We start from the raw sequence: 26127 nt of genomic DNA on the forward strand, positions 1-26127 counted from the left end.
TTAGACTCCTTGGTCTACCACCTTCACTTTTGGAGGTGTTAAGCGTAAAATTTTAATGCCTAAATAAGCATAAATTACGGCAAGAATAGGGTTAATAAGGTTAAAGAAAGCATACACAAAATAATCATAAACAGAGACGCCCAATACACCCGACATGTATGCGCCGCAGGTGTTCCAAGGGATAAGTGGTGAGGTTAATGTTCCCCCATCCTCCAAGCTTCTAGAAAGATTAAGTTGGTCTAAACCGCGCTTTTCAAACTCTTCTTTATACATACGACCCGGCATCACGATACTGATATATTGATCCGCAGTAATAATGTTTGTACCGATACACGTTAAGATTGTTCTGCTAATCATGTCGCCCGCACTCGTTGCACCTTTTAAGAAAGTGGCAACAACCGCTTTTAATAAACCTACTTTTTCTAAAACGGCACCGAAACTCATCGCACAGATAATTAACCAAACCGTATTAAGCATGCTGGACATGCCACCGCGGCTAAGCAGCTTATCTAAACTTTCATCGCCAGTATCAAAACTGACACCGTCGAATAATGCGCTCCAAGTCACCATAATATGCTTAACCCACTCTGGAATTTCTTTAAAAAGCCAGTGAATAGCATCTGGTGCCGTAACTGTGAGCTTGTCAGCAAATGAGGAAACCAAGTTATCCTGAAATAATAAAGCCCAAATGACGCCTAATAACGCGCCAATAGCAATTGCAGGGAAAGCCGGCATTTTTTTAATGGCTAAGGTCAATAAAACCACAAGCGGGATCAACAGATGGATACCAAGCTCAAACTGACTCGCTAATGTTTGCTGCATTTTTTCAATGCTGTCACTCACTTGGCTTGTATCTTCGGTTAAACCGATAATAATGAAAAGAACTAAGGTAATTCCGAAGCTTGGTATCGTTGTCCACAGCATATATTTAATGTGTTCGAACAAATCTGTGCCCGCAATTGCTGGAGCTAAATTAGTTGTTTCGGATAAAGGCGACAGCTTATCGCCGAAATAAGCGCCGGATACGACGGCACCGGCTGTTATAGCAAGCGACATTTCCATTCCGGTTGCAACGCCAATCAACGCAACCCCTACGGTTGCTGCCGTTGTCCACGAACTACCGATACTCATTGCGACCACAGCACAAATTATTGAAGCAGCGGCATAGAAAAACGTAGGGTTAAGTAAACTCAAGCCATAATAGATGAGAGTTGGGACAGTACCTGCCAGCATCCACGTGCCGATAAGAGAACCAACCACAAACAATATCATGCAGGCTCCCAAGGACATCGAAATCCCCTTCACTAAACCTTCTTCGATTGATCTCCAGCGGTGCCCGTTTTTTATCCCTATAATTGCCGCGACGCCCATAGCAAGCAATAGAGCTATCTGATTTGGTCCATATGATGAATCTTCACCATACAAAAAAACCGCACTACCCATGAAAAAAACCAAAAGTATAATCGGAATTAGCGCGTCTGTTAGGGTCGGCTCTTTGATGCGTGGTTCAGTCATTATTTGATTTCCCTATGCGGTCAGTGAACGGTAAAACATGAATGCAATAACTATTGGGCATACAAATTTTATGTACCAAGGCCAAATTCTCCAGAACAAACCCTGCTCAACTCCAACCTGCCCTTGTTTAAGTTCAGTTAATATCTCGTTTCTATTCCAAACCCACCCGGCAAACAAACATAAGACAAAACCAAGTAAGGGCTGACTGTACTGTGTCGTTATCGAAATAACCAAACCAAATAAAGCATCAAAGTTAAGAATAATTACGCTGGAAATGACCAACACAACTACGCTGAGTATTGTGGAAGCTTTCTTTCGTTCTACTCCCTGGTGGTCTACTAAATAAGCGACAGGCACTTCCAACATTGAAATTGAAGACGTTAAGGCAGCAATCACCATAAGCGCGAAAAATGCAGTTGCTACAACCCATCCAACCACGTCAATCGTCGCAAATAGCGCAGGTAACACATTAAATATTAGGCTGTCACCCTGAATAAGAGCGCCGGTTTCAGTGAATATTTGCACACCATTATTGGCCGCTACGTACATTGCGGGAATGATTAGCATCCCAGCAAAGACAGCAACACCAATATCAACTAAAGCGACGGAAGCCCCTAACTTGGGTAGATTTTCATTTGCTTGAATATAGGAACCGTAAACCAGCATCGTTCCAACACCAAGGGACATAGAAAAGAAAGCTTGTCCCATCGCATCAATCAGTAAACCAGCGTCTAATAAACGACTAAAATCTGGAACTAAATAGGCCTTCCAACCTTCAATAGCACCGTCCTGAAAACTGACGTAAACAATAAGGATAACGATAATAGTAAACAGAGTTGGCATTAGTCTGACTGACCAACGCTCTATGCCATTACTCACGCCACCGCTGACAACGAAGCCAGTCAAAAAGAGAAATAACGCCATAAATGTCGCATTTCTTGAAATTGAAAATTCCGTGAGCCATGGAATGCTAAAACCAAGCATATTACTCGCCGCGTCAACGAAAAACGCAATCATCCAACCGGCGACAATACTGTAAAAAGCAAGAATGAAGACGACGGTCAACAGACCGATAGAGCCAGTAAAAATACCAGCAACTCTAATTTTAGAATTTGAGGAGAGAGAGCCAAGCGCATCAATCATATTAGCGCGCTTTGCACGACCGATAATGAGTTCTGCCATTAGTACAGGGTAAGCCAATAAAAATGCCATCACCAAATACATCAACACAAAGGCGGCGCCACCGTTTTCGGCAACCTTTGTGGGAAAACCCCAAATATTGCCTAATCCGACAGCAGAACCTGCCGCAGCCAACACGAATCCAATTCGCGAAGAAAACTCACCGCGTGCACTCATAAATTACCCCATTATATTTATTTTTATTAGTGGTACTTTTTAAAGCGAATAAAGGCAGCTATGGCGCTGCCTTTTATTCTATCTATATGTATTTCAAGTCTAGTCTTTTAGGTTTAATGCATAACTTCCTGAACTTACCATATCAAATGTGATATTGGCTGCCTCAGATAGAAACGGGTCTATCTTTTCAAGCGCTTCAGGTAATTCGTCCTCTAAGGAAGTCACTTTTTCAAGCCCCATCCGTTCAAGCCGCTCATTAATTCTAACGAGTTGTTTCTCTTCAGTTTCTTTTTTAGTCTCAAGCCTTTCTGACTCAACCAGACTGATATAATTTTTATCTTTATTTTTGTTATATTCTTCAATATCAGTGAAGATATATGCAAATTCTGGGTCTTTAATCACACGAGCAGCATGCTTGGCAGCAAGTACATCGATAACACCATCGTAACGACCTAATTGGGAGTAATTAGCTTTCTGAATGCTATCGTATGGTAGCGCATTTTCTTCTTTACTTTCGCCCCACTCAGCCGGATCTACTGGTGACGGGTACAGAATATCAGGCAATACACCTTTGTGCTGCGTGCTGCCGCCACTAATGCGGTAGAACTTAGCGATTGTAAATTGAACAGCTCCTAGCGTTTTGTCTAAGTCATAAATACGGCTTAAACCTCTGTGTTGCTGAACCGTTCCTTTACCAAACGTTTGCTCACCAATAATAACCGCACGATTATAATCTTGCATTGCAGCAGCAAATATCTCACTTGCAGAAGCACTGTAGCGGTCAACCATCACGGTTAATGGACCACCGTAATAAACGAGTCCATCTGTATCGCGGTCAACACTAATGCGTCCGTTTTCATAACGAACCTGCACAACGGGACCCTTATCAATAAACAATCCACTTAATAAAACTGACTCAGGAAGAGAACCTCCACCATTACCGCGCAAATCAACGATAACGCCTTCAACATTCTCGTCTTTCAATTTATCTAATTCTTTTTTAACGTCTACATGCAGGTTATGATAAAAACTTGGAATATTAATCACGCCCAATTTCTGACCTTTGTGCGGCCCAGAATCAGGAATGTAAACTTCAGATTTTGCAGCTCTGTCTTCTAACTTCACTTTATCGCGCGTAATTTGGATCTCAGCAATTTTCTTACTTTCGCTGCTGCCCTTTAATACTTGAAGCTTCACTACACTGCCTTTTGGTCCTTTAATGAGTTCAACAACCTCATCTAAACGCCAGCCAACGATGTCGACAAACTCTTCACCTTCTTGCGCAACTGCAATAATTTTATCTTCAGGTTTTATTTTAGCGGACTTATCAGCAGGCCCGCCAGCCACAAGACTAACAATAACCGTATGATCGTCTTCACTGCGCAATACTGCACCAATCCCTTCTAGGGAAAGGTTCATTTCCATTTGGAAGCGCTCAGTATTCCGAGGAGAAAGGTAACTTGTGTGCGCTTCAATACTGCGAGCAAATGAATTCATTACCGTTTGAAATACGTCTTCGCTGTTAGTTTGACTCAGCCTTTTAATCGCACGTTTATAGCGTTTTGTAAGAATGTCCTGCGTCTCTTCCCACGTTTTATCAGCCATTTTTAAATTCAATGCGTCGTATTTTACGCGTTGGCGCCACACTTCATTCAATTCAGCGCTTGTCGCGGCCCAGACAGCTTTTTCTCTGTCATAGAAATATTTGTCATTTTCTACTTCGTAATCAAACGGCTTATCAAGCAACGTAAGGGCATAATTAAAGCGCTCGGCTCTGCGCTTCAAATTAACCATGTAAATATCGTATGCAATGTCCAATTGACCTTGTCGAATCGCGTCATCGAAAGAATCTTTAGACTTTTCAAACCCAGTAATATCCGACGCTAAGAAGAAGTTTTTGTTCACGTCTAGTGAACGTAAATATCTTTCAAATACTTTTTCAGAAAGTTCGTCATCTATTTTGATTTTTTTGTAGTGCGAGCGTGTGAAGTGGTCGGTAATACGTTTTGCAGATTTGCTGTGTTGGGATTCTTGCGAAAGCTCAGGAATGGAATCAGCGGTTTCTGTGGATGGGCCAGCGATGCTGACACCAACAACTAAAGCACTTGCGACAGAAATCCATATCAGTTGCTTTTTAAAAGACTTACCCAAATTTAACTGCATATTACCTACCTTTCTGTTTTGGCTTGACGTTAAAGCGTTAGGCGCAACTGTGCGCGTTGTACTTTGACTGTCATGCCTGAATTTAGTTGCACTTGAATACCGTCTTTTGCAACTTCAGTGATTGTTGCAGGCATTGGAGAACTGCCTACTTTTACTGATACTTCTACGCCGACTTTTAAATCATCGTCCACTAACTCGCGAACTTTTACCTTGGGAGCTGCCTGTTTTACTTTACGCTCTGCCGGTTTTTTGTCTTTTGAGTCTCCTTTACCAGGAATTTTTGCTCTAGCTTTAAAGCCTTTTTTGTCTTGAGTTTGCTTTTTCTGCTCTTGACGTTTTTCAGCAGCCTTCGCCTTACTCTCTTTTAATTGAGTTGCAGCATGATCAGCATGCTCTTTCTCAACTTGGTCTCCATCAACACCATCTAAATCAATGCGATGAACACCTTCTTTTACCGATGCAAGATATTTCCAACTACTGGTGTAATGCCTTAAAGACATTCTCAACAGACGTTTACTTAATCGAGTGTCGTCTTTTAGGCGTTCAGACAAATCGTGAAAAATGCCAATTTTAAGTGGTTTAGCGTCAGATTGAAGCGAAAAGCACTTAGGGAATTCGGTAGCAAGAAAGGCTAACACTTCTTTGCTATTTGCTAATTTTTGTTGTTCGTCCATTAAATTACTTCGTAGTTTGTGTTGTTTACAATTCTTCGGATTCGGAATCATCCCAAGTTGAGAGTAGATGATCCACCCAATCAACCAAGTCGTCAACCTCAATATCTAATAAATAGCTCTCAAGATGCCAATGTTCCCACGTTTTCTCTATAATTCTGTTAATTTTTTCAACTTCTTCGTCTTCGTCTATGTGATCGAAAACCATATGCAGGATAGTGTTTAACTTTTCAGACGCTTCATAAGGGTCATCATGCACATCTTCCATATCATCCGGCGTGCTTAATAATACATGAATATCGACTAAACACTTCATTATGATACTTCAGCGGCAGTTAATGACGCCTCAAAAGTACTCACCAGGGTTTCTAAACCCACACGATCATCATCATCAAAACGCGCTGTTATCGGACTATCAATGTCTAGAACACCAATAAGTTGATCGTTTACAACAATAGGTACAACCACTTCCGAATTAGACGCAGCATCACAAGCTATATGTCCCGCAAATTCATGCACATCCATTACTACCATGGTTTCTCGGCGAGATGCCGCTGTTCCACAAACGCCTTTGCCCATCGGAATTCGTATACAAGCTGGCTGCCCCTGAAATGGGCCCAAAACCAGTTGATCTTGCTTATATAGGTAAAATCCAGCCCAGTTAACCCGTTCTAAATTGTTGAAAAGTACGGCTGCAATGTTCGCCATATTGGCTATCATGTCAGGCTCACCAGATATAAGCGCCTGTACTTGCGCATTGATCAGTTCATATTGCTTTTGTTTGTTGCTCATTTGTTGGAAGCGTCGCTTAATAATAGGGTTAAAATTGAACTATCCGCATAATAACACTCAGTGAAAGGGCAATAGAAGCGCTTTCACTACTTTTCTATAACGATAGCGTGTTTAATTGTTTCTACATGTGTCGATATGGAGGCGATTAGTTATAAAACGACCACAAATTGTATAAAAATAACACCGAGCCGCGTTAATAAAGAGGCAACGCTAATTAGACCAGTCAAAAATAGTTGTGCCACCCACTGAACTAGCGATTAACCAAAGAACCAGTAACTTACACAAATCGCAGCAAAAATACCGGCAAAGTCTGCCGCTAAGCAGCAACCCACAGCATAACGACTGTGTTTAATGCCAACTGCGCCCAGATAAACAGCTAACACATAAAATGTTGTTTCCGTTGAGCCTTGCATAACTGACGCTAGCCTTCCGACAAACGAGTCAGCTCCATGATGCTGCATTGTCTCAATCATTAATGCTCTAGCACCACTGCCGCTCAGAGGTTTCATCAATGCGTTGGGTATCGCTTCGACAAACCGTGTGTCGATTCCAATGCTGCCAACAACATAAGAAAAGCCATTCATGACAATATCAAGTAAACCACTCGCTCTTAGCATACCGATAGCAAACAGCATAGCCAGCAAAAAAGGAATGATAGTTACCGCAACTTCAAAACCTTGCTTTGCTCCATCAACAAACTGTTCATATGTGTTTTGCTTTTTTCTCCATCCCTGCACTAATACAACAACAATAAATAACAGCAGTAGGAAATTAGCGATCAACGAAGACTGCGCGGCTAACTGGTCTGCAGCCAATTTAGAAAAGTATAAAATGACCGCCGCAAGTAAACTAAAAACACCTACCAAATAAGTGAGAACCACACGATTGAATAAATTCACTTTTTGCACGGCACACGTAACAAATAAACCAAACAAAGTGGAAGCGCTCGTTGCTAGTAAAATTGGAATAAAGACATCTGTCGGCTGCGCTGCGCCCTGCTCTGCTCGATAAAGAAAAACGGCAATTGGAAACAAGGTGACCGACGATGTATTCAGAACTAAGAATAAAATTTGAGAATTGCTAAGCGTATCTTTTACCGGCGATAACGTTTGCATATCTTGCATCGCTTTTATACCAAACGGCGTGGCTGCGTTATCCAAGCCCAGCACGTTCGCAGACATGTTCATTGTGATACTGCCGAGTGCAGGATGCCCGCGAGGAATGTCGGGCATAATCCGACACAAGAGTGGCTCAAGTATTTTTGAAAATTTAGCGATTAGCCCCGAATTTTCAGCTACCTTGAAGATACCTAACCAAAATGCGAGTAAACCAATTAGACCCAAAGCGATATCAACGCTCGTTTTCGCCATTGAGGTAACGGCATTCATCACTTCCTCAAAACCACCTAGATCACCAGTCACCGCAACTTTCCAGCAGGTAGCAACGAAAGCACTGACAATAAAAAACAACCAAATTCTGTGAAGCATTATTTCCCTTTATTTTTATTATTTTCTAACACTTGCAAACGTTATTTATTCTGTTTATCGATACTGTTGCGGCCTGCGAATTGTTCTACCAATCATTAGATACGGTGTGACTACGGAGGCTTTTCTGTAGTTTTCGGTAAAATTAACACAATACATAATCAAACTCAGTGATTTTTACATCATTGCTATTAAGTTTTTCAGCCTTGCAACGTAAAAATGAAGGCTACCTTTGCTGCTAGCTGTGGATAAGCTGTAGATATCCTGCGTATAAACTGTGTAGAAAAAACAAGCTAAGCCGTTGACTTTAAATAGTTTTAGGTATTTTAATTATTTTGTGTTATTTTTCATCTATTGAAAATTTGTAAATTAATTGAAAAAAACTGTTTATATTTCAATCAAATTTAGTCTATTATATTCGTCCGTTGTAATTTGTAGCACGCTTCTCCCCAATATGGACGTTGTACTAAAGATATGAATTACGTGTTTAGACCTAAACACAATATCCGCAGTAAAAGTTAGCGCACGGCTCAGCAATGAGCCATTCCCCTAAGCCTGGAACGATTGTTCCGGGCCTTTTTATTTCTAGCGCTAGAAACGTTACCTTAAATTCAACAGTGAATGCGACTAATTAACTATAGCGACTGCTCATTCAGTTCTTTTTTAAAGCGCGCGGCATTCTTTTGATAATGCTCAGCTGATTTTTCTAGCATGTCAGCCTGCTCAGGCTTAATCGTTTTAACCACCTTTGCTGGCGAGCCCATGACCACTGAGTAGTCTGGGATTTCCATCCCTTCTGTTACCAATGCATGTGCTCCGATAACGCAGTGATGACCAATTTTAGCCCCGTTCAGAACCACAGCATTTATTCCAATCAAAGAATAATCACCAATAGTACAACCATGCAGCATAACTTTATGACCTATTGTCACGCCTTTTCCGATGAGCATTGGGAACCCGTAGTCAGTATGCAAAATCGAACCGTCTTGAACATTGCTACCTTCACCTACCTCTATTAGGTCGCAGTCTCCACGCAAAACAGCGTTAAACCAAACGCTTGCATTATCATGTAAAACGACTTTCCCCATAACGTGAGCGCCCGGTGCGACATAGGTATTTTGTCCGAGTGTTACTTTGTCTGAACCTAATTGATATATCATTTTTCTACCTTATTTATAAAACCTTGCGCTTCACGAAAGCGTTACTGTAGTGCATTTTCTTATGCTTTGCTTGAGCGATAACTCATTACTGTCTAAGGCTAGTAAACGGCCATTATTTTAAGGCGCCACTTGGCGCATAAGGCCCTCTTGAACCGTTGTGGCGACCAGCTTACCGTGCTTATCAAATATTTTGCCTTGCACTAATCCACGACCTGCGCCACTGAATGGACTTTCCATTTCATACAGCAACCAATCATCGAATTTAAAGGGCTTATGAAACCACATAGCGTGATCAATGGTCGCTAGTCTAAGGGACTTATCATGCACAGCTAAGCCATGAGGTTGCAGAGACGTACTTAAAAAATGATAGTCTGACGCGTAGGCAAGCGATGCTTGATGCACTTGCAGTGGGCTATCAAGTTTATCTCTTCCCTTTAACCATATAGCACGCTTAGGAGCACGTTTTTCCGCTGTATACGAATTAGCAGAGTCTACGGTGCGAATATCAACCGGACGGTGATAACTTAGAGATTCCTTCATTCTCTCTGACAATTGTTCATAATTATCTTCATAAAACCGAATATCCTGTGCGACGAGATCAGGGTCGGGCACTTTGGGCATAACCGCGAACTGGTGCGTCAATCCAGGTTCTGGAGCATGAAAAGATGCAGTCATATCAAAAATAGTACGTCCATTTTGTATCGCTTTTACACGCCTCGATGAAAAGCTTCTACCGTCTCTTACATTTTCTATATCATAAATAACCGGTTTTTGAGCATCGCCCGGCAACAGAAAATAAGAATGCAGTGAGTGAATAATACGCCCTTCTTCAACAGTCTTGTAGGCTGCTGCAATAGACTGACCCAGAACTTGACCGCCAAATAGCGCTCGAAAACCTAGGTCCCAACTTTGGCCTCGATATAAACCTTGTTCAATTTTCTCCATCTCGAACAATGACTCTAATCTAACGTCTGACAATGTAACCTCACTTTGACATATAGTTAATTAACTACAAATTATCTTCTTGTTTGGGGTTTCTTGGGTAAAACTTTTGCTGCATTTTAGTTTGATGCTTAAAAAATCGCGTGTCTTTGTAAGGTAGTTTCATAAATCCAGAAATACCTAAACCATTAATTTTTGGGATCAAATCAATAATCTCTTTTAATAAGCTTTTAAATTCCAACTCCATACCGTGATCGAGCAATGTATAATAGTTATGAACTTTCAAATGCTTTGGAAGTGCTTCAAAAATAATGCACCCAGTATGATGAATTGCATTTAGACTTTTAATTTTTGACATAAGCGCTTCTGGTAACTTCAGTAATTCATCTGGATCATCGCCGTCTTCAAAGTAAGAATGCATACGGCTTTCGTTTTCGGCAAGCGATGTTTTACTTAATTCGTAGGGTATTTGCATTTTAGGGTGAGGAATAAATGGCTTTTTCTCAGTCACACGCTCAACGTGTAGCGTATTTTTTGCATTAAACATACAGCTTTTAAAAACACCTTTGCGCAGAATGGCTCTCGCTAAATTGATCACATTATCAACGCTTCTGTCAAAGGACAACTGCAGACTAGGGTCATATAAATTGAGGCTAGAGTCGACAAAAACACCCTCGTCTTCCCAGCGAATAGCTAAGCCTCCCACAACAGGATATTTACCTAAACGACTGACTGCGGCAATAAACCCCTTTTCTGTTTCACCCATGCCCTGTAAATAATTTTTATAGTAGCGTTCAAATTGCGCGTCGTCGATGTAATTTAATTGGCTCATATCGATGCCTTCCTGCTGGCGTAAATATGACTTTCTCGAACTATAAACAACCGTTTCTATGTCTTTAACTTCCTGATGAACCCAAGTTGGCACCAAACAAGGATGATCTTGAAGCTTATCTTCAGCAAACACCCACTGACGAAAGCGGCTATATTGCTTCAATAAATAGTCTCCGCCTTGATTTCTCTCGTTAACATCATCGCTCATTAAAGCGGCCAACACATTGGCAAATTCTATCGGTAAACCCAGCGAATCAGGGGGAATCGCTTTGCGCCCATACCGCGATCCCTGTCCTGACGCTAAGGCATATATTGTGCTCGCTAAGCCTTGTTCATCAAACCTTGGACTCGATAATTTACCATCAAGCTGATCGTCACCTATAAAGTACACATCACCGAGTCTTGCATTGGTTTGCTGTAAGTCGGCAGACATTAGATCCATCACATTGGTAGTAATGGTTTGACCGCTTGAATCTATTTGCGCAAACACGCATGAGCCCCAATCTATCAGGCAAACCTGCTCAAGTGTTTCATCCCATACTAAATTGGATGGTTTAATGTCGCCATGAACAATCGGACGAAATACTCCATTCTGCTGAAACTCTCTTAAAAAGCGTAAAATTTCGCAAATCTGCACGGTGATTTTTACAATAACTCTGGGCGGCAAAGGACCGAAACGCAGTGAATACTTCTCTAGATCAACGCCTGTCGCTCTCTCCATTACTAGGATTGACTGCCGTTTGATGCGCTGAAACTCTATTAGTTTAGGCACATTCGGATGCTCAACTAAGCCTTGCATAAAAGCTTCTTCTTCGAGTCTGTCTTGTATATGTTGTGGCAAGGTAATGCGAGAGAATTTAAAAACTAATTCATTCCCCTTTTTGTCAGTACCTGCAAATGCAAATCCAAAAGCACCTTTGCCGATCATTTCGATATCGGTATAGCCTAATTTTTTTAATTGGGATATACACAAGCCAAACCAATTCTTGAGCTTCTTTGCGTCCTTATGGGACAGCAAATATACCGATTGGTCGTCAGGGATATAGAAATGTTTAAGCTGTGGCTGCTTCATTATTCAGTTTTTAACCATTCTACTTTTGAAAGCTGATTATTATCACCTGACAACTGTTTCTGAATGATCGCAAGAATGTCTTTTAGGTCATTCTCTAATTGCCAAGGTGGGTTTATAATACACATCCCAGAGCCATACATGCCCACTGCGGCTGATGGTTTTACTGAGCAAAACTGAATGTTCAATACCGACTTTACATCGAGACCTGAGAATTGAGATAACATTTTTTCGCTCAATGCAGCTTTTGGATTATTGACTATTTCACCCGTTTTTCTGTCTTCTCTGGTATCAGAAAGCAATGGATACCAAATCATGTAAATACCGATTGGCCAGCGTTTAACCGCCCTGAAGACTGCATCAACGACCTGCTCATATTCACTTGACTGTTCGTAAGGAGGGTCAATCAGCACAGCGCCTCTATTTGGCGTCGGAGGTAACACGGCATTCATCATTTCATATCCGTCTCGATGCTGTGCTTTGATTGCTGTACGACGACAATTATTCTTCAATGATTCAAATGCTTGCGGGTGTAACTCTGCAGCAAAAGCGTTATCACCTTTTCTCAACAAAGCAGAGGCAACTACAGGAGACCCTGGGTACTGCCCATCTACTATATATTTATTGATAATGTTGAGATAGCTGTCTACAAAAGCGGGAAGATCTCCAGTTGTCTTGTCATCCTCCTCACCTGTCTGAGTGCCCAAGTCGAATTTTAACACCCCCGTTTTTGCTTCTTCATTTTGCAAAGCTTGCTTGGAGCTGAGTTCGTATACACCATCGCCAGCATGCGTGTCTAAAAAGAAATAGGGTTTTGACTTTATATTTAGGCGTTCTAGTACAGCTACTAGCGTGAGATGTTTAAGCACATCTGCATGATTTCCAGCATGAAACGAATGTTGATAACTGAGCACAAAAACTCTCACTCTTAAATTAAAAAGCCCGCACAATGCGGGCTAATAAAACACGTTGATGCATCTATATTACAATGATAGACGCCAAGTTAAAAAGGCTTACTTCAGATGAACCAGCATTTTTTGCGGCGACTGCAAATAACTCATCCATAAATTATTGAAGCGAACCATTGTTGCTCCATCAATGACACGATGGTCACCCGACCAATTCACCATCATGATACTTTGCGCAAAAACCTCTCCTGCATCATTGAATCGCGGCAATTTTTGAGTTTTACCTAAGGCGACTATCGCGACCTCTGGTTTGTTGATCACCGGGGTTGCTGTTATTCCACCTAATGCGCCGATGTTTGAAATACTAATCGTTCCGTTACTCAGGTCAGTATTAGATAGCTTACCTTCGCGCGCGGCGTTAATAATTCGATCACATTCTTGAGCAACTTCAAACAACGAAAGGTCTTGAACATTCTTTATATTCGGTACAAGCAAACCAATTTTAGAATCAACCGCCATACCAATATTGTGCGACGTCAAATAGTGTAGTTCAGCATCATCTTTCGTTAATCGTGAGTTAATTTCAGGGAAGGATTTCAAGGCCAACGACAATGACTTAATGAAAAACGGCATGAAGCTTAACTTCACCCCTTGCTGTTCAAACTCAGGTTTAAGCTGTGCTCTCAGTGCGATGAGATTGTCCATAATCAGTTCATCGGACACCGTGAAGTGCGGTATGGTGCTAACACTAGCCATCATCTGTTTAGCCATTGCAGCCTTGATACCGCGCATTGCGATTACTTTGCTTACTTCTGACGAAACATTCGAACCACTGTTTGCTTGGCGACCGTCATTGACAACTGAGTTGGTCGTTGACGCAGAAGGCGCTTGTTGAGTAGTTTGTTTATCAGCGCCACCGCTTTGAACATACAGCTCAATATCTTGCTTCAATACACGCCCTTTTTTACCTGAGCCAGCAACCATAGCAATATTGATTTTATACTCTCTAGCGATCCTTCTCACGGCCGGACTAGCAAGGGCCTTTGCGCGATTGCTTTCGGCTGTTCCCACTTCGTTTGAAGTGTTTACCTGTTGAGTTGTTGCTTGTGAAGAAGCACTTTTCGATGAACTTTCCTGTTCAGCTTTCGTGTCTGAGTTCGCTGCAGCGTCAGTCGTTGTCGCGCCATCAGCAAGTATCAGTTGGTCGAATAAAGGCGTATGAACTTGGGCAATATCTCCCTGCCGATAATGCAGCTTAACAACCTTTCCTTGATACTTTGCTGGTATCTCTACTACGGCTTTATCGGTCATGACCTCGACCACAACTTGGTCTTCTTCAACCAAGTCGCCTTCTTCGATGCACCATTTCACAATTTCACATTCGACGATGCCTTCACCTATGTCAGGTAAAATAAAGGCTTCAATTTTTTCACTGCTGCCAGCGCCAGATTGTGTTTCTGTTGAAGATACATTATGACTTTTCGCAGGGGCTTCCTTTACGCTTGATTCATTTACAACGGCGTCACTATTTGCTGCGGGAGTATTTGCCTCATCGCTATCTTCGCCCTCAATGTCCATAGCAAATAAAGGAGCATGTACCTTCGCAATATCACCCTCTTTGTAATGCAGTTTTCTCACTACACCATTGTGCATTGCGGGTATCTGTACGGTTGCCTTATCGGTCATAACTTCAGCAACGGGTTGATCTTCAACAATCACATCGCCTTCTTTTACTAACCATTCAAGCAGTTCGCACTCTACAATTCCTTCGCCTATATCAGGCAATATAAATTCGTTCATTATTGCCTCCTAGTAATCCATTGTGCGTTTAATAGCTTCAAACGTTTTTAGATGATCCGGCATGTATTCTTTTTCATGCGCCAACGGATAAGGGGTATCAAGTCCACAGACTCGTGCAATTGGCGACTCAAGATACAAGAAACATCTTTCTTGAACGGTTGCGGCAATTTCACTTGCGAAACCACCCGTTAATGGCGCTTCATGATTGATTAACAGTCTGCCAGTTTTGCAAACAGATTCACAAATTGTTTCCACATCCCAAGGTAATATGCTTTGCAAATCGATAACTTCACAAGACACGCCTATTTCCTCGGCCATCGCAGCTGCTTTTTCTATAATTTCGACCTGAGCACCCCATGCTAATAAAGTGATGTCGGTACCTTCCTTTACTAAATCTGCTTTACCCAATGGCAATTCATAATCAGTTTCAGGCACATCGCCAACCGCAGCTCTGTAAAGCTTTTTCGGTTCCATAAATAAAACAGGATTGTCGTCGCGAATTGAAGCAAGCAGTAATCCTTTCGCTTGTTTAGGGTTACGCGGTATCACTATTTTCATACCTGGAATGTGTGCAAAGAACGCTTCAGGCGACTGAGAATGGTAGTGTCCGCCTGCTATGCCACCGCCGTAAGGCGTTCGAATAGTTAAGGTACCGCAGGTGAACTGACCACCTGAGCGATAACGCCATTTAGCTGTTTCATTCACAATTTGGTCAAACGCAGGGAAAATATAGTCACTAAATTGTATTTCTGCTACCGGGACTGAACCGTGTGAGGCTAAGCCATTAGCAAAGCCTATTATGCCTTGTTCTGTTAGTGGAGTGTTGAAGCAACGGCCTTTGCCGAACTTCTGCTGCAAATTACTGGTTGCTCTAAAAACGCCGCCAAAATGACCAACATCTTCGCCGAATACCATGACTTTTTCGTCTTCTGTCATTGCCGTAACTAGCGCGCTATTAATCGCTTGTAATAAATTCATTTGCGCCATTATTTTAGTCTCCCAGAGGTTTTAGGATAATGCTCAGGGTATTTAGCAATGTGAGCTTTTAATTCAACAAGTTGTTCCTTTAGGTGCCAAGGTGGTGTGTCGTACACATCTTCAACGATGTCCTCTATTGGAGCAACCGGCACTTTTTCAGCTTTCTTCAGAGCTGCTAGTATTTCTGCTCGTGACTTTTCTAAAAATGCGTCAGTCGCTTTCTTGTCGAACCAACCTTTTCCGTCTAACCATTTATTGAAACGTTCGATTGGGTCTTTTGCTCTCCATTTGTCTTCTTCGCTTTTAGAGCGATATCCACTCGGATCATCCGACGTTGAATGCGCTGCTAAACGATAGGTCATCGCCTCTATCAATACAGGACAGTTTTCAGCCAACGCGATCTCCCGCGCTTTTTTAGTCGCTGCATACACAGCCAGGACATCATTGCCATCAACCCGAATCGTTTTGACACCATATCCTATGCCGCGAGAAGCAATACCATCACCTTTGAATTGTTCCTCAGAAGGCGTAGAGATGGCATAACCGTTGTTTCGGCAGAAGAATATAACTGGGCAGTTCAGTACAGCCGCCATGTTAACGCCGGCGTGAAAGTCACCTTCAGAAGCTGCGCCTTCGCCAAAATAACAAATAGTAACGGCCGGCTCACCCGCCATCTTTTGTCCGTATGCATAGCCTGCAGCTTGTGAGATTTGTGTACCTAATGGTGATGAAATCGTCATGAAATTCAATTTCTTATCACCATAGTGAATAGGCATTTGTCGACCCTTGTTTGGGTCCAATTGGTTGCTGAACATTTGATTCATAAATTGGTCGGTAGTATAACCACGGTAGGCCAGTGCGCCCTGCTCTCTATATTGAGACATAATCATGTCGTTTTCAGATAAAGCGGCAGCGCTACCAACGGTCGATGCTTCCTCGCCTGTACAAGCAAGGTAGAAACTGATTCGACCCTGTCGCTGTGCACCCACCATGCGCTCATCCAGCAAGCGGATGTATTGCATTGTCGTTGAAATTCTCTTCGCCGTTGTCTCGTTTATTTCTGGACTTTGTTCTTTATTGGTTTCGTGTCCATTTTCATCGAGCAACTGCAACATCGGTATTTCTACCAGACCATTTTCAATCAAGGAAACGCTATTTGTTGCTTGTACATCAGAAAGATGATTTCTGTCTTGCATGTTCAACATCCATTAGAGTTAAATTACAGGCTATATTCTAGTTAAGGTTTATCTCTTGTGTTTTGCTATTTTTTTCATATTTTGCAAACGACAAATGATAAACTACCTTGTTCTCGCATATTTTTGAATGAATCATCCTATTTGTTAACTATTTGCAAACTTTGAGTTAAATCTTCGTCCGCAAGAGATGGCCTCTTCAATGCCTGTCAGGAATGCATTCATCACGTTTCATTTTAACACTGAAAGCAAAATCTATTGATAAGTTAATAATCAGCCGAGTTGCTTTTTAGTCCCCATGAATATGTTATTCATCGACCAAGGGAGTTATATAGTGTAGAAACCTAAAAAAGTATCAGTTTTAATTGTTACTCAATTCTACTAGTAGGACGTCTCTTTTTTTGCCCGAATAATATGTTAGTATCGGCAAAAATTTTTCACTGAACCAATCTCTTGAACCAAACAATTACTAAACAAGCCTTTCTAACAGAAATGAAAACGCTGTTAACGCTGGCTTGGCCGCTGCTTATTGCACAAGTGACGCAAACGCTAATGGGCGTTTCAGACACTATCATGGCAGGCCGCTACAGTTATACAGATATGGCCGCAGTTGCCATAGGGTTTAGCATCACAATGCCCGTCTTAATGTTTATTCAAGGTGTAACCTTAGGTCTATCTCCAATCATCAGTCGATTGCAGGGCAGCAAGCAAACCAATAAAGTCGCAAACGCCCTACATCAGTGTATTTGGTTATCTTTAATACTGAGTGCTTTTGCCTTATTGCTTATTTTTGTGGTGGTGCCACTACTTGAGAATATTGAAATGGAGGCCGCTGTAAGAACCATTACGGTAGATTATATCATTTATATTTTGCTCGCAGCCCCTGGTTTTGCTTTGTATCAAAGTTTACGAAACTGCTGTGAAGGCTTGTCGAGCACTCGTCCCACCATGATCATTATGTTTGCCGGATTGCTGGTTAATATTCCTGCAAATTATATTTTAATTAATGGTTTGTTTGGTCTACCGGAAATGGGTGGCGCAGGCTGCGGTCTTGCTACTTTATTAGTTATTTATGTTATGGCATTTGTTACTTTGCTATACATGATGATAGCCAAGAAGTTGAAGCAATATGACTTGTTCACGAAGTTTCATTGGCCAAAACTTGACCTACAGCTCTCACAATTAAAAATTGGTTTACCGATAGCTTTCACTATCGTTTTTGAGGTCACCTTATTTGGTGTTGTAGCGGTGTTGCTTGCTCGTTTTGGTGCAGAGGTGGTTGCTTCACATCAAATTGCACTTAACTTTTCTTCTTTGATGTTTATGTTACCAATGAGTATTGGCATGGCCGTAGCGATCCGTATAGGTTACTCCGTGGGCAATGAAGATGCGCTAAACGCTAAAATATCTGTTTACTGCGCTCTGGTTTGTTCAATAGTAATTGCCTTATTTACGGCAACAATGACCGTCATTTTGAGCACTGAGATATCGGCTTTATATACGGAAAATCAGGGGGTTATTATGATCGCTTCTAGCCTTTTGTTTTTCGCTGCTCTTTTCCAATTCAGCGACGGCATTCAAGTTGTATCTGCGAATGCGCTGCGCGGATACAAAGACACAAAGGCCATGTTAATTCTAAGTTTTGTGTCATATTGGTTAGTTGGCCTGCCCGTTGGTATTATTCTTGGCCTAACAGATTGGTTTTTCCCTGTCATGGCAGCAAAAGGCTTTTGGATAGGTTTTATCTCAGGATTGAGTTGTGCAGCAGTATTAATGTTTTGGCGCGTTAAGGTGATTCAAAAACGCGTGGCACATGATGTCAAAGCTTATGCATAATTAACGCTCTGTAAAGGTTTTCGTTGAACCTTCCAATGCTTTGTTCATTTCTGTCATTTCGGCAGCCGTTAAATGTCGATACTGCCCAGGCTTAATGCCACTTAAATCGACATGCATTATGCGCTTTCTAGTTAAACGTGTGACTTCATAGCCCAAGTATTCGCACATTCTGCGAATTTGACGGTTTAAACCTTGGGTTAACACAATATCGAAACCAAACTTCCCTGCTCGCCTAACGACACATGGCTTAGTAACTGTATCTAAAATTGGCACACCGGACGACATTTTCTGAATGAAATCGTCAGAAACCACTCTATTTACAACCACACGATAGTGTTTTTCATGCGCATTTTCAGCTCGCAATATCTTATTCACAATATCACCATCGCTGGTTAGTAATATCAAGCCTTCAGAAGGTTTATCTAAGCGACCTATAGGAAATATACGCGTCGGAAAGCCAATAGCATCAATTATGTTCCCCTGCACTTTACGTTCAGTTGTACAAGTGATACCCACAGGCTTGTTGTAAGCCAGATAAACGCGGTCAGTTTTATCTTCTGCAACGGGTTTGATTAACTTACCGTCCACAGTGACTTGATCGTCAACACCAATTTTAGTGCCAAGTTCTGGCACCTCACCATTTACTCTGACACTGCCTTTTTCAATTAAAGCATCTGCTGCACGACGTGAGCAAAAACCGGAATCACTGATGTATTTATTAAGACGTTTTAACATTTGGCTTCCCTGTAATAAGCGCGGCCAATGATACAAGCTTAACCCGCTATTGTGCAATGAATAGCGGGTAACTTAGCTCTTTTTCAACAAGGTTTTTATCGATTCTGTTAATCCGTCAACTGTTAAGGGGTACATTCTGTTTTTCATCAACTCCTGCATGATCTGCAGTGACGCATGATAATGCCAATACTGTTTAGGCTGCGGGTTTAGCCACACTGCGTGATCAAAATGTTGCAGAAGGCGCTCCATCCAGACAGCACCAGGCTCTTCATTCCAATGCTCAACGCTGCCGCCGGGATAGGTTATTTCATAAGGTCCCATGGTAGCGTCACCCACAAATATCGCTTTATAGTCAGCGCCATATTTATGAATAATTTGATACACATCCATGGTTTGCTGACCGCGCCTTTGATTGTCTTTCCAAACACCTTCGTAAATACAATTGTGAAAATAGAAAAACTCAATGTGCTTAAACTCTGTGTGCACTGCTGAAAACAGTTCTTCGCAACGTTTGATGTGTGCATCCATAGACCCACCAACATCAAAGAATAACAGCAGCTTTATAGCGTTGTGGCGTTCAGGAGCCATTTTTAAATCTAAGTAACCGGCGTTTCTGGCGGTCGAGCTAATTGTATCCTGCATGTCTAGCTCTTCACTAGCACCAGTGCGAGCAAACTTACGTAAACGGCGAAGCGCAACTTTAATATTTCGAGTGCCAATTTCAACGTCGCTAGAAAGATTTTTAAACTGGCGTTTATCCCACACTTTGACGGCTGAAAAGTTACGATTCTTATGCTGTCCAATACGCACGCCCTCAGGGTTGTGACCGTCCGCCCCAAACGGCGAAGTGCCGCCAGTACCTATCCACTTATTCCCCCCTTGATGACGCTTTTCTTGTTCTTTAAGGCGTTCTTGCAAAGTTTCCATCAACTTATCGAGGCCGCCTAGCGCCTCTAGCTTTTTCTTTTCTTCGTCAGTTAAAAACTTTTCCATTTCGGATCGCAACCAATCCTCAGGAATTTCTTTATCAAACAAATTAATCGACTGTACGCCTTTAAAGTAGTCTGCAAATGCCTTATCGAACTTATCGTACTGATTTTCATCCTTGACCAGTACTGTGCGCGCCAAAAAATAGAAACCTTCAATATCAGCGTGCACAACGTCATGATCGAGCGCATTCACTAGATCTAGCCATTCAGTAATACTCGTCTTTAAACGGTATTCACGTAATTTAAAGAAGAATTCAATTAACATTAACGACGCGCCATAAACATAAGTTTTTCAAATAAATGAATGTCCTGCTCATTTTTCAACAAGGCTCCATACAGTGGAGGGAGTGCGTTCTTTGCATCGTTATCTTGCAATACGGACGCAGGAATGTCATCAGCGACTAACAGCTTCAACCAATCAATCAATTCTGACGTTGACGGTTTTTTCTTAATACCACTGACTTCCCTGATTTGGAAAAAGGATGTTAGTGCCTTTTCAAGCAAATCTTTTTTGATATTAGGGAAATGCACGTCGACAATTTGCGTCATCTCTTCTCTTTCTGGAAACTGAATATAATGAAAGAAGCAGCGGCGAAGGAATGCGTCTGGCAGTTCTTTTTCATTATTAGAGGTAATGATGACTATGGGACGTTGCTTAGCAACAATTCTCTCTTGGGTTTCGTAGACGAAAAACTCCATCTTATCGAGTTCTAGTAGTAAGTCATTTGGAAACTCGATATCGGCTTTATCAATTTCATCAATCAACAAAACGGGGCGACTTTCAGCCGTAAATGCCTGCCATAATTTGCCCTTAACAATGTAGTTGCCTATATTATGTACTCGATCATCGCCGAGTTGCGAGTCGCGCAGGCGTGAAACGGCATCATATTCATATAAACCCTGCTGGGCTTTGGTTGTCGACTTTATGTGCCACTGCAATAAATCAGAGCCTAGCGCTGACGCTAACTCTTCTGCCAACATTGTTTTACCGGTGCCTGGCTCGCCCTTAATGAGAAGTGGCTTTTCCAATGTAATGGCTGCTTTGACCGCTAACTGCAGTTCTTTGCTCGCAATGTAATTCTTAGTACCAGTAAACCCCATGGGATCCCTCAACTTTTGTTTTTATCGTAAATGAAATAATGATTGTGAAATAAAAATCGTGAAATATAAAATAACATATAGCAAAAAAGCACTTTGTTTTTTTTTATTTGCGCATACTCTTATAACTGTGAAGTACAACTCTAAAAGTTTTACGACAAAGAGAACACTAAAGATTAATAATAGCTACGGGTAACTCTCGGTGATAGTTGTTTTTTTAACAAGCCTCTATGAGAAGTTAACTCGTCCTAATTGTTTACTAAAGGAACAATAATGAAAACATTTGACGACCACTCACTTGCTATTGGCCGCACGCCCCTAGTCAAACTTAACAGAGTTACTGGCGGTAACGTATACGCAAAAATTGAATCCCGCAACCCGAGTTTTAGTATCAAATGCCGCATTGGCGCGAACATGATTTGGGACGCAGAGAAAAAGGGATTACTAACGGAAGGCAAAGAGCTTATTGAGGCAACTAGCGGTAATACTGGTATTGCACTTGCTTTTGTTGCAGCGTCTCGTGGCTATAAATTAACCTTAACTATGCCCAGCAGCATGAGTTTAGAGCGTAGAAAATTATTGAAGGCCTTAGGAGCAAACTTAATTCTTACTGAAGCACCTAAAGGTATGAAGGGCGCGCTAGCAAAAGTTCAAGAATTAATGGATGCGGATCCAGGACGTTACGTTCCCCTAAATCAATTTGACAATCCTGCTAACCCAGCAATTCATGAAAAAACAACCGGCCCTGAAATCTGGGACGATACAGAGGGCAAAGTTGATGCTTTCGTCGCTGGCGTTGGCACTGGCGGCACGATTACTGGCGTAAGTCGTTACATTAAGAATACCGCGGGCAAAGCGATTACGGTTGTCGCTGTTGAACCAACGGATAGTCCTGTTATTACGCAAGCGAGAGCTGGTGAAGAATTGACGCCTGGACCTCACAAAATTCAAGGTATTGGCGCTGGTTTCATTCCTGGCAACCTTGACCTAAGCATGATCGATGAAGTTGAACAAGTCAGCAATGACGATACCATGGCGATGTGTAAACGTTTAATGAAAGAAGAAGGCATCCTAGCGGGTATTTCTTCTGGCGCGGCTGTTGTTGCTGCCAAGCGTTTTGCAGAGCGTCCTGAAAACAAAGATAAAATTGTAGTAGTGTTGCTAGCAAGTGGCACTGAGCGTTACTTAAGCAGCCCGTTGTTTGCTGATGAATTCACCGCGGAAGAAGAAATCCAGTAAAAGATTCAGCAGAGTATCGGCTTAATAGCGCATTATCGCATAGCGTTGTAGACGTAAATTTATTAGGCTATTTTGCCAGTTTGTAAAGGGACTTTTTAGTCCCTTTACTTTTTGCCGATAAACAAACACACTACGTGCATAGTGCCCGTGTTTTCAATCATTGAAATTTGCGGCTGAATTAAGCAAGCATAATGCTTGCGAGCACAATTTATTACGGCAGTACAAGTTTATGAACAAAGTATGCAAAGTTATTTTATTATGTCTAGTTGCACTTACTGCGACCGCTTGCAATAAACCGGAAAGAGAAATAAAAGCCGGACGCTACGGCATGATGAGCGATGAAACGCCGCAGTATGCCGCACTCGTATTTATTATGGTTATTTATGAAGATGACAACCTAGACGATGCGATCAAAATATCAACTGATAAATTTGGACGTCTACTAAAGTCCTACCATACTAACAGTGGCGTTCAGCGTCATGTTCTCAATTTGCGTCTGACAGAGATGACCGTTGAACCTGTCTCTGGTGGCTTTCAGGGTATGACTGAATTCAAAAAAGAAGCCACTGTTGACGTTAAAATTACGGGCACATATAACCACAATAAAATTGTCGACTTAAAAACAATTTCAATGGTCAAAGAATCTGGGGATTGGAAAATATCTGGAGTGTCAAATACAATCCCTTAATTAAGGGATTGTATTAATTGGTAAGTCTAGCGCCCTACTGCGACCCCTTCACGCCGTGGGTCTGCGCCCCCCAAAATTTTCCCATCAATCATTTGTATACCGTGTAAACCGCTGTTGAGGTCTATTACCCGCACGCTATGTCCTTGTTTTTCTAACTCAGCTTGTAATTCGGGCAGCTTCGTACCCTTTTCCAGTGCGGTATAATCATTGCGATTGGTTACTCTCGGCGCGTTTATCGCTTCTTGGATATTCATGTTAAAATCGACTACGTTGATAATGGTTTGCGCAACATAATCAATAATCCGGCTGCCACCTGGTGAGCCAATAATCAATTCTAATTCACCTTTGTCATTGAACACCATTGTAGGACTCATTGAGCTTCTAGGGCGTTTGTTTGGCTCAACTCTATTCAATGCTTGAAATCCGTTTTTAGATGGTGATAGAGAAAAGTCCGTCAATTGATTGTTCAACAGGAATCCATCGACCATTACACCAGAACCAAACATAAATTCAATGCTCGTTGTCATCGAAATGGCGTTACCTTCTTTATCAACAATAGAAAAATGACTGGTGCTTGGCAATTCAGCCGTGTGATCATCCCCCACCATTGCATTCAAATATGGCGTTCCTGCCGCAACCTTAGAAAACGGTTTATTCAATCCAACGTGGCCTGCTCGTTCTGATAAATATATCGAATTGATAAGAGAAAGTGCAGGCAAATTAGTAAAGTCAGTGTCAGCAATATATTGATTTCTATCGGCAAATGCTAGCGCGCTCGATTGAGAAAACAAATGAATAAACTCTTTACTGTTTGGACCATACTTTCGCAAATCGTGCTGCTCTAACATTTTCAAAATTTGATAAACGGTAATACCGCCAGAACTTGGAGGGGCCATGCCGCAGATATTTTTGGTGCGATAAATAGCGCAAATTGGTGCGCGTTTTTTCGCTTCATAGTTTTCCAAGTCGGCGGCAGTCATGAAGCCCGGATTGATGCTTGTCGTTCGTGCAGCTTCAGCTATTTTTTCTGCTAACTTGCCCTTATAGAAATAATCCGTCCCCTGCTGTGCAATATTGCTTAATGTAATGGCGAGTTGTTCATTCGTTTTTGTCATACCTTCTTGCAGAGCTTGCCCATTAGGTTTGAAATAAGCTTGAGACGACTTGAAGTTATTCAGACCCGGATGAACGTCAAGCTTTACTAATCTTTCGAGTCGCGGCGATACTGTAAAACCCTCTCGTGAAGTTTTAATGGCGTCATCGAACAAATCTTGCCACTTTAGTTTCCCAAATTCTTTTTGTGCCATTTCGAGCGCTTTTAGTACACCCGGTACACCAATCGCCTTACCCCCAACAACGGCGTCAATCCAACGCATGGTTTTGCCGTCTTCTACAAAAATATAAGGCGTTGCATTTAGAGGTGCGGTTTCGCGACCATCAAAGGTATGCAGCTGTTTGTTTTTGTTGTCCCAGTACAAAATAAAAGCACCACCACCGATACCTGAAGACTGTGGTTCAACCAGTGTCAACATAGCCTGTATAGCGACAGCGGCATCAATCGCCGAACCCCCTTTTTCAAGTATCTCTTTACCTGCCATAGAGGCATAGGGATTAGCTGCCACAACCATATACTGCTCTGATTCGACCGCTTGCTTGACCGTTTTACCTGTATCAGCTTCGGGTTCGCGATCTTCTCTCACTTGGTTTGCTGCTTGAGCAAAGGATGAAAACGCGAATGCGGTTAATGTAGCGAGGACTAATTTCTTCATTTTATACCTGTTTCAATAACGAGACTTTTGCTGATTTAAACGCTTTTTTGGATTGGGCTATTTATATATCAACCTATTTACGGGTCTCTTTTCTAAAAATGCTGAGAATGCTTCCTTTGCAGGTTCACTCACCATAGCTTGAGCAAAAACAGCTAATTCGGCGGTAATGTGTTTTTCTATTTCGGCACTCTGATTACGTAAAAGCGCTTTCGATTGAACAAGTGCCATCTTGGGTTTTGCGACCAACTTAGCGAGTGTCTGAGCGACGACTTCCGATAGCGTTTCATCAGTATGAACGCTCGTAACTATACCACATTCATATGCTTTCTGAGCGCCAAAGGTTTCACCTAACAATAACAGCTCTGCCGCTTGCAAATTACCTGCAATACGAGGAAGAATATAGCTTGAAGCATATTCAGGAACCAAGCCCAAATTGATGAACGGCATCGCAAACTTAGCGCTGTCTGCACAATAAACAAAGTCGCAGTGCAATAACAGCGTTGTACCAATGCCAATTGCCAGCCCTTCAACTTTTGCAACAACGGGTACAGGACAGTTAACAAGGGCCATCATGAAGCGAAACGTTTCGTTTATATCCTGATCATTGCCTTTTGACATAAAATCAGAAATATCATTGCCCGCCGTAAAACAACCTTTTGTTCCTTGAATTAGCACCGCATTTATATCTTCTTCACTGGCAGATTCGATGGCTTCCGCAATATCAATATACATTTGCGGAACTAAAGCGTTTTTTTTCTCAGGTCTATCAATTTCAATTGTCAGTACGGCGTTGTTTCGACTTACGTTAATCATCTTTTATCATTCTCAATTTCAAACTATCCACTGTAGCTAATTTAACAGATTATGTGAGCGTTTTGTTGTTTTCTAATGATAAGATACCATCAAAATAA

The 26127-nt window shown here is 41.8% G+C and carries 22 protein-coding genes; 3 read left to right on the forward strand and 19 right to left on the reverse strand.

Going from position 1 to position 26127, the window contains the following annotated elements:
* From GNIT_RS08980 to GNIT_RS09045, 14 genes are all read right to left on the reverse strand, one after another.
* Positions 1-1515: a Na+/H+ antiporter NhaC family protein gene (locus GNIT_RS08980; RefSeq protein WP_014108871.1), complete on the reverse strand. Its 1515-nt coding sequence runs from the start codon at positions 1513-1515 to the stop codon at positions 1-3.
* A 12-nt stretch (positions 1516-1527) separates the two neighbouring features.
* Complete coding sequence (locus tag GNIT_RS08985; RefSeq protein ID WP_014108872.1) at positions 1528-2871, reverse strand: sodium-dependent transporter; 1344 nt, start codon at positions 2869-2871, stop codon at positions 1528-1530.
* A 99-nt stretch (positions 2872-2970) separates the two neighbouring features.
* Positions 2971-5034 (reverse strand): carboxy terminal-processing peptidase, encoded by a 2064-nt coding sequence (gene prc, locus GNIT_RS08990; RefSeq protein WP_014108873.1) that lies wholly within the window; start codon positions 5032-5034, stop codon positions 2971-2973.
* A gap of 29 nt (positions 5035-5063) precedes the next feature.
* Positions 5064-5708, reverse strand: a complete 645-nt coding sequence (gene proQ / locus GNIT_RS08995; protein ID WP_014108874.1) for an RNA chaperone ProQ — start codon at positions 5706-5708, stop codon at positions 5064-5066.
* Positions 5709-5733: 25 nt separating this feature from the next.
* Positions 5734-6021 carry a hypothetical protein gene (locus GNIT_RS09000; RefSeq protein WP_014108875.1) on the reverse strand — a complete coding sequence of 96 codons (288 nt, stop codon included), beginning with the start codon at positions 6019-6021 and terminating at the stop codon, positions 5734-5736.
* Complete coding sequence (locus GNIT_RS09005) at positions 6021-6497, reverse strand: GAF domain-containing protein (RefSeq protein WP_014108876.1); 477 nt, start codon at positions 6495-6497, stop codon at positions 6021-6023. Before GNIT_RS09005 ends, GNIT_RS09000 begins: the two co-directional genes overlap by 1 nt.
* A 257-nt stretch (positions 6498-6754) precedes the next feature.
* Positions 6755-7984 (reverse strand): nucleoside recognition domain-containing protein, encoded by a 1230-nt coding sequence (locus GNIT_RS09010; protein ID WP_014108877.1) that lies wholly within the window; start codon positions 7982-7984, stop codon positions 6755-6757.
* A 632-nt stretch (positions 7985-8616) separates the two neighbouring features.
* Entirely contained in the window at positions 8617-9141 is a 525-nt protein-coding gene (locus GNIT_RS09015; protein WP_014108878.1) for a gamma carbonic anhydrase family protein, read from the reverse strand.
* 117 nt (positions 9142-9258) lie between these two features.
* Positions 9259-10119, reverse strand: coding sequence for an acyl-CoA thioesterase (locus GNIT_RS09020; RefSeq protein WP_041246368.1), 861 nt, complete (start codon positions 10117-10119; stop codon positions 9259-9261).
* A gap of 31 nt (positions 10120-10150) precedes the next feature.
* Complete coding sequence (locus tag GNIT_RS09025) at positions 10151-11986, reverse strand: serine/threonine protein kinase (RefSeq protein WP_014108880.1); 1836 nt, start codon at positions 11984-11986, stop codon at positions 10151-10153.
* The gene (locus tag GNIT_RS09030) at positions 11986-12897 is read right to left on the reverse strand and encodes a 23S rRNA (adenine(2030)-N(6))-methyltransferase RlmJ (RefSeq protein ID WP_014108881.1); all 912 of its coding nucleotides are present in this window, start codon (positions 12895-12897) and stop codon (positions 11986-11988) included. The genes GNIT_RS09025 and GNIT_RS09030 overlap by 1 nt, the downstream gene beginning before the upstream one ends.
* A gap of 99 nt (positions 12898-12996) precedes the next feature.
* Positions 12997-14691: a dihydrolipoyllysine-residue acetyltransferase gene (locus tag GNIT_RS09035; RefSeq protein ID WP_014108882.1), complete on the reverse strand. Its 1695-nt coding sequence runs from the start codon at positions 14689-14691 to the stop codon at positions 12997-12999.
* A gap of 9 nt (positions 14692-14700) precedes the next feature.
* Positions 14701-15678 (reverse strand): alpha-ketoacid dehydrogenase subunit beta, encoded by a 978-nt coding sequence (locus GNIT_RS09040; protein ID WP_014108883.1) that lies wholly within the window; start codon positions 15676-15678, stop codon positions 14701-14703.
* The gene (locus GNIT_RS09045) at positions 15678-16865 is read right to left on the reverse strand and encodes a thiamine pyrophosphate-dependent dehydrogenase E1 component subunit alpha (RefSeq protein ID WP_014108884.1); all 1188 of its coding nucleotides are present in this window, start codon (positions 16863-16865) and stop codon (positions 15678-15680) included. Before GNIT_RS09045 ends, GNIT_RS09040 begins: the two co-directional genes overlap by 1 nt.
* A gap of 450 nt (positions 16866-17315) precedes the next feature.
* Between GNIT_RS09045 and GNIT_RS09050 the strand changes: the two genes are divergently transcribed.
* Positions 17316-18698, forward strand: coding sequence for an MATE family efflux transporter (locus tag GNIT_RS09050; protein WP_014108885.1), 1383 nt, complete (start codon positions 17316-17318; stop codon positions 18696-18698).
* On the opposite strand, the gene GNIT_RS09055 is transcribed toward GNIT_RS09050, so the two are convergent.
* The 3 genes from GNIT_RS09055 to GNIT_RS09065 all read right to left on the reverse strand — a co-directional run bounded on the left by GNIT_RS09055 (position 18699) and on the right by GNIT_RS09065 (position 21523).
* Positions 18699-19433 (reverse strand): pseudouridine synthase, encoded by a 735-nt coding sequence (locus GNIT_RS09055; RefSeq protein ID WP_014108886.1) that lies wholly within the window; start codon positions 19431-19433, stop codon positions 18699-18701. It lies immediately after the preceding gene.
* A gap of 72 nt (positions 19434-19505) precedes the next feature.
* Complete coding sequence (locus GNIT_RS09060) at positions 19506-20687, reverse strand: vWA domain-containing protein (RefSeq protein ID WP_014108887.1); 1182 nt, start codon at positions 20685-20687, stop codon at positions 19506-19508.
* Positions 20687-21523 (reverse strand): AAA family ATPase, encoded by an 837-nt coding sequence (locus GNIT_RS09065; protein ID WP_014108888.1) that lies wholly within the window; start codon positions 21521-21523, stop codon positions 20687-20689. Before GNIT_RS09065 ends, GNIT_RS09060 begins: the two co-directional genes overlap by 1 nt.
* Positions 21524-21793: 270 nt before the next feature.
* Here GNIT_RS09065 and cysK point away from each other — a divergent pair, with 270 nt between their 5' ends.
* Together cysK and GNIT_RS09075 are read left to right on the forward strand one after the other, a co-directional pair.
* The gene (gene cysK / locus GNIT_RS09070; RefSeq protein WP_014108889.1) at positions 21794-22759 is read left to right on the forward strand and encodes a cysteine synthase A; all 966 of its coding nucleotides are present in this window, start codon (positions 21794-21796) and stop codon (positions 22757-22759) included.
* A gap of 229 nt (positions 22760-22988) precedes the next feature.
* The gene (locus tag GNIT_RS09075; RefSeq protein WP_014108890.1) at positions 22989-23447 is read left to right on the forward strand and encodes a hypothetical protein; all 459 of its coding nucleotides are present in this window, start codon (positions 22989-22991) and stop codon (positions 23445-23447) included.
* 26 nt (positions 23448-23473) lie between these two features.
* On the opposite strand, the gene ggt is transcribed toward GNIT_RS09075, so the two are convergent.
* Both ggt and GNIT_RS09085 read right to left on the reverse strand, forming a co-directional pair.
* Positions 23474-25216 carry a gamma-glutamyltransferase gene (gene ggt / locus GNIT_RS09080; RefSeq protein WP_014108891.1) on the reverse strand — a complete coding sequence of 581 codons (1743 nt, stop codon included), beginning with the start codon at positions 25214-25216 and terminating at the stop codon, positions 23474-23476.
* 57 nt (positions 25217-25273) lie between these two features.
* Positions 25274-26029, reverse strand: a complete 756-nt coding sequence (locus GNIT_RS09085) for an enoyl-CoA hydratase-related protein (protein WP_014108892.1) — start codon at positions 26027-26029, stop codon at positions 25274-25276.
* Positions 26030-26127: the final 98 nt, after the last annotated feature.

This window comes from Glaciecola nitratireducens FR1064, assembly GCF_000226565.1.
GTDB classification, from domain to species: domain Bacteria; phylum Pseudomonadota; class Gammaproteobacteria; order Enterobacterales; family Alteromonadaceae; genus Glaciecola; species Glaciecola nitratireducens.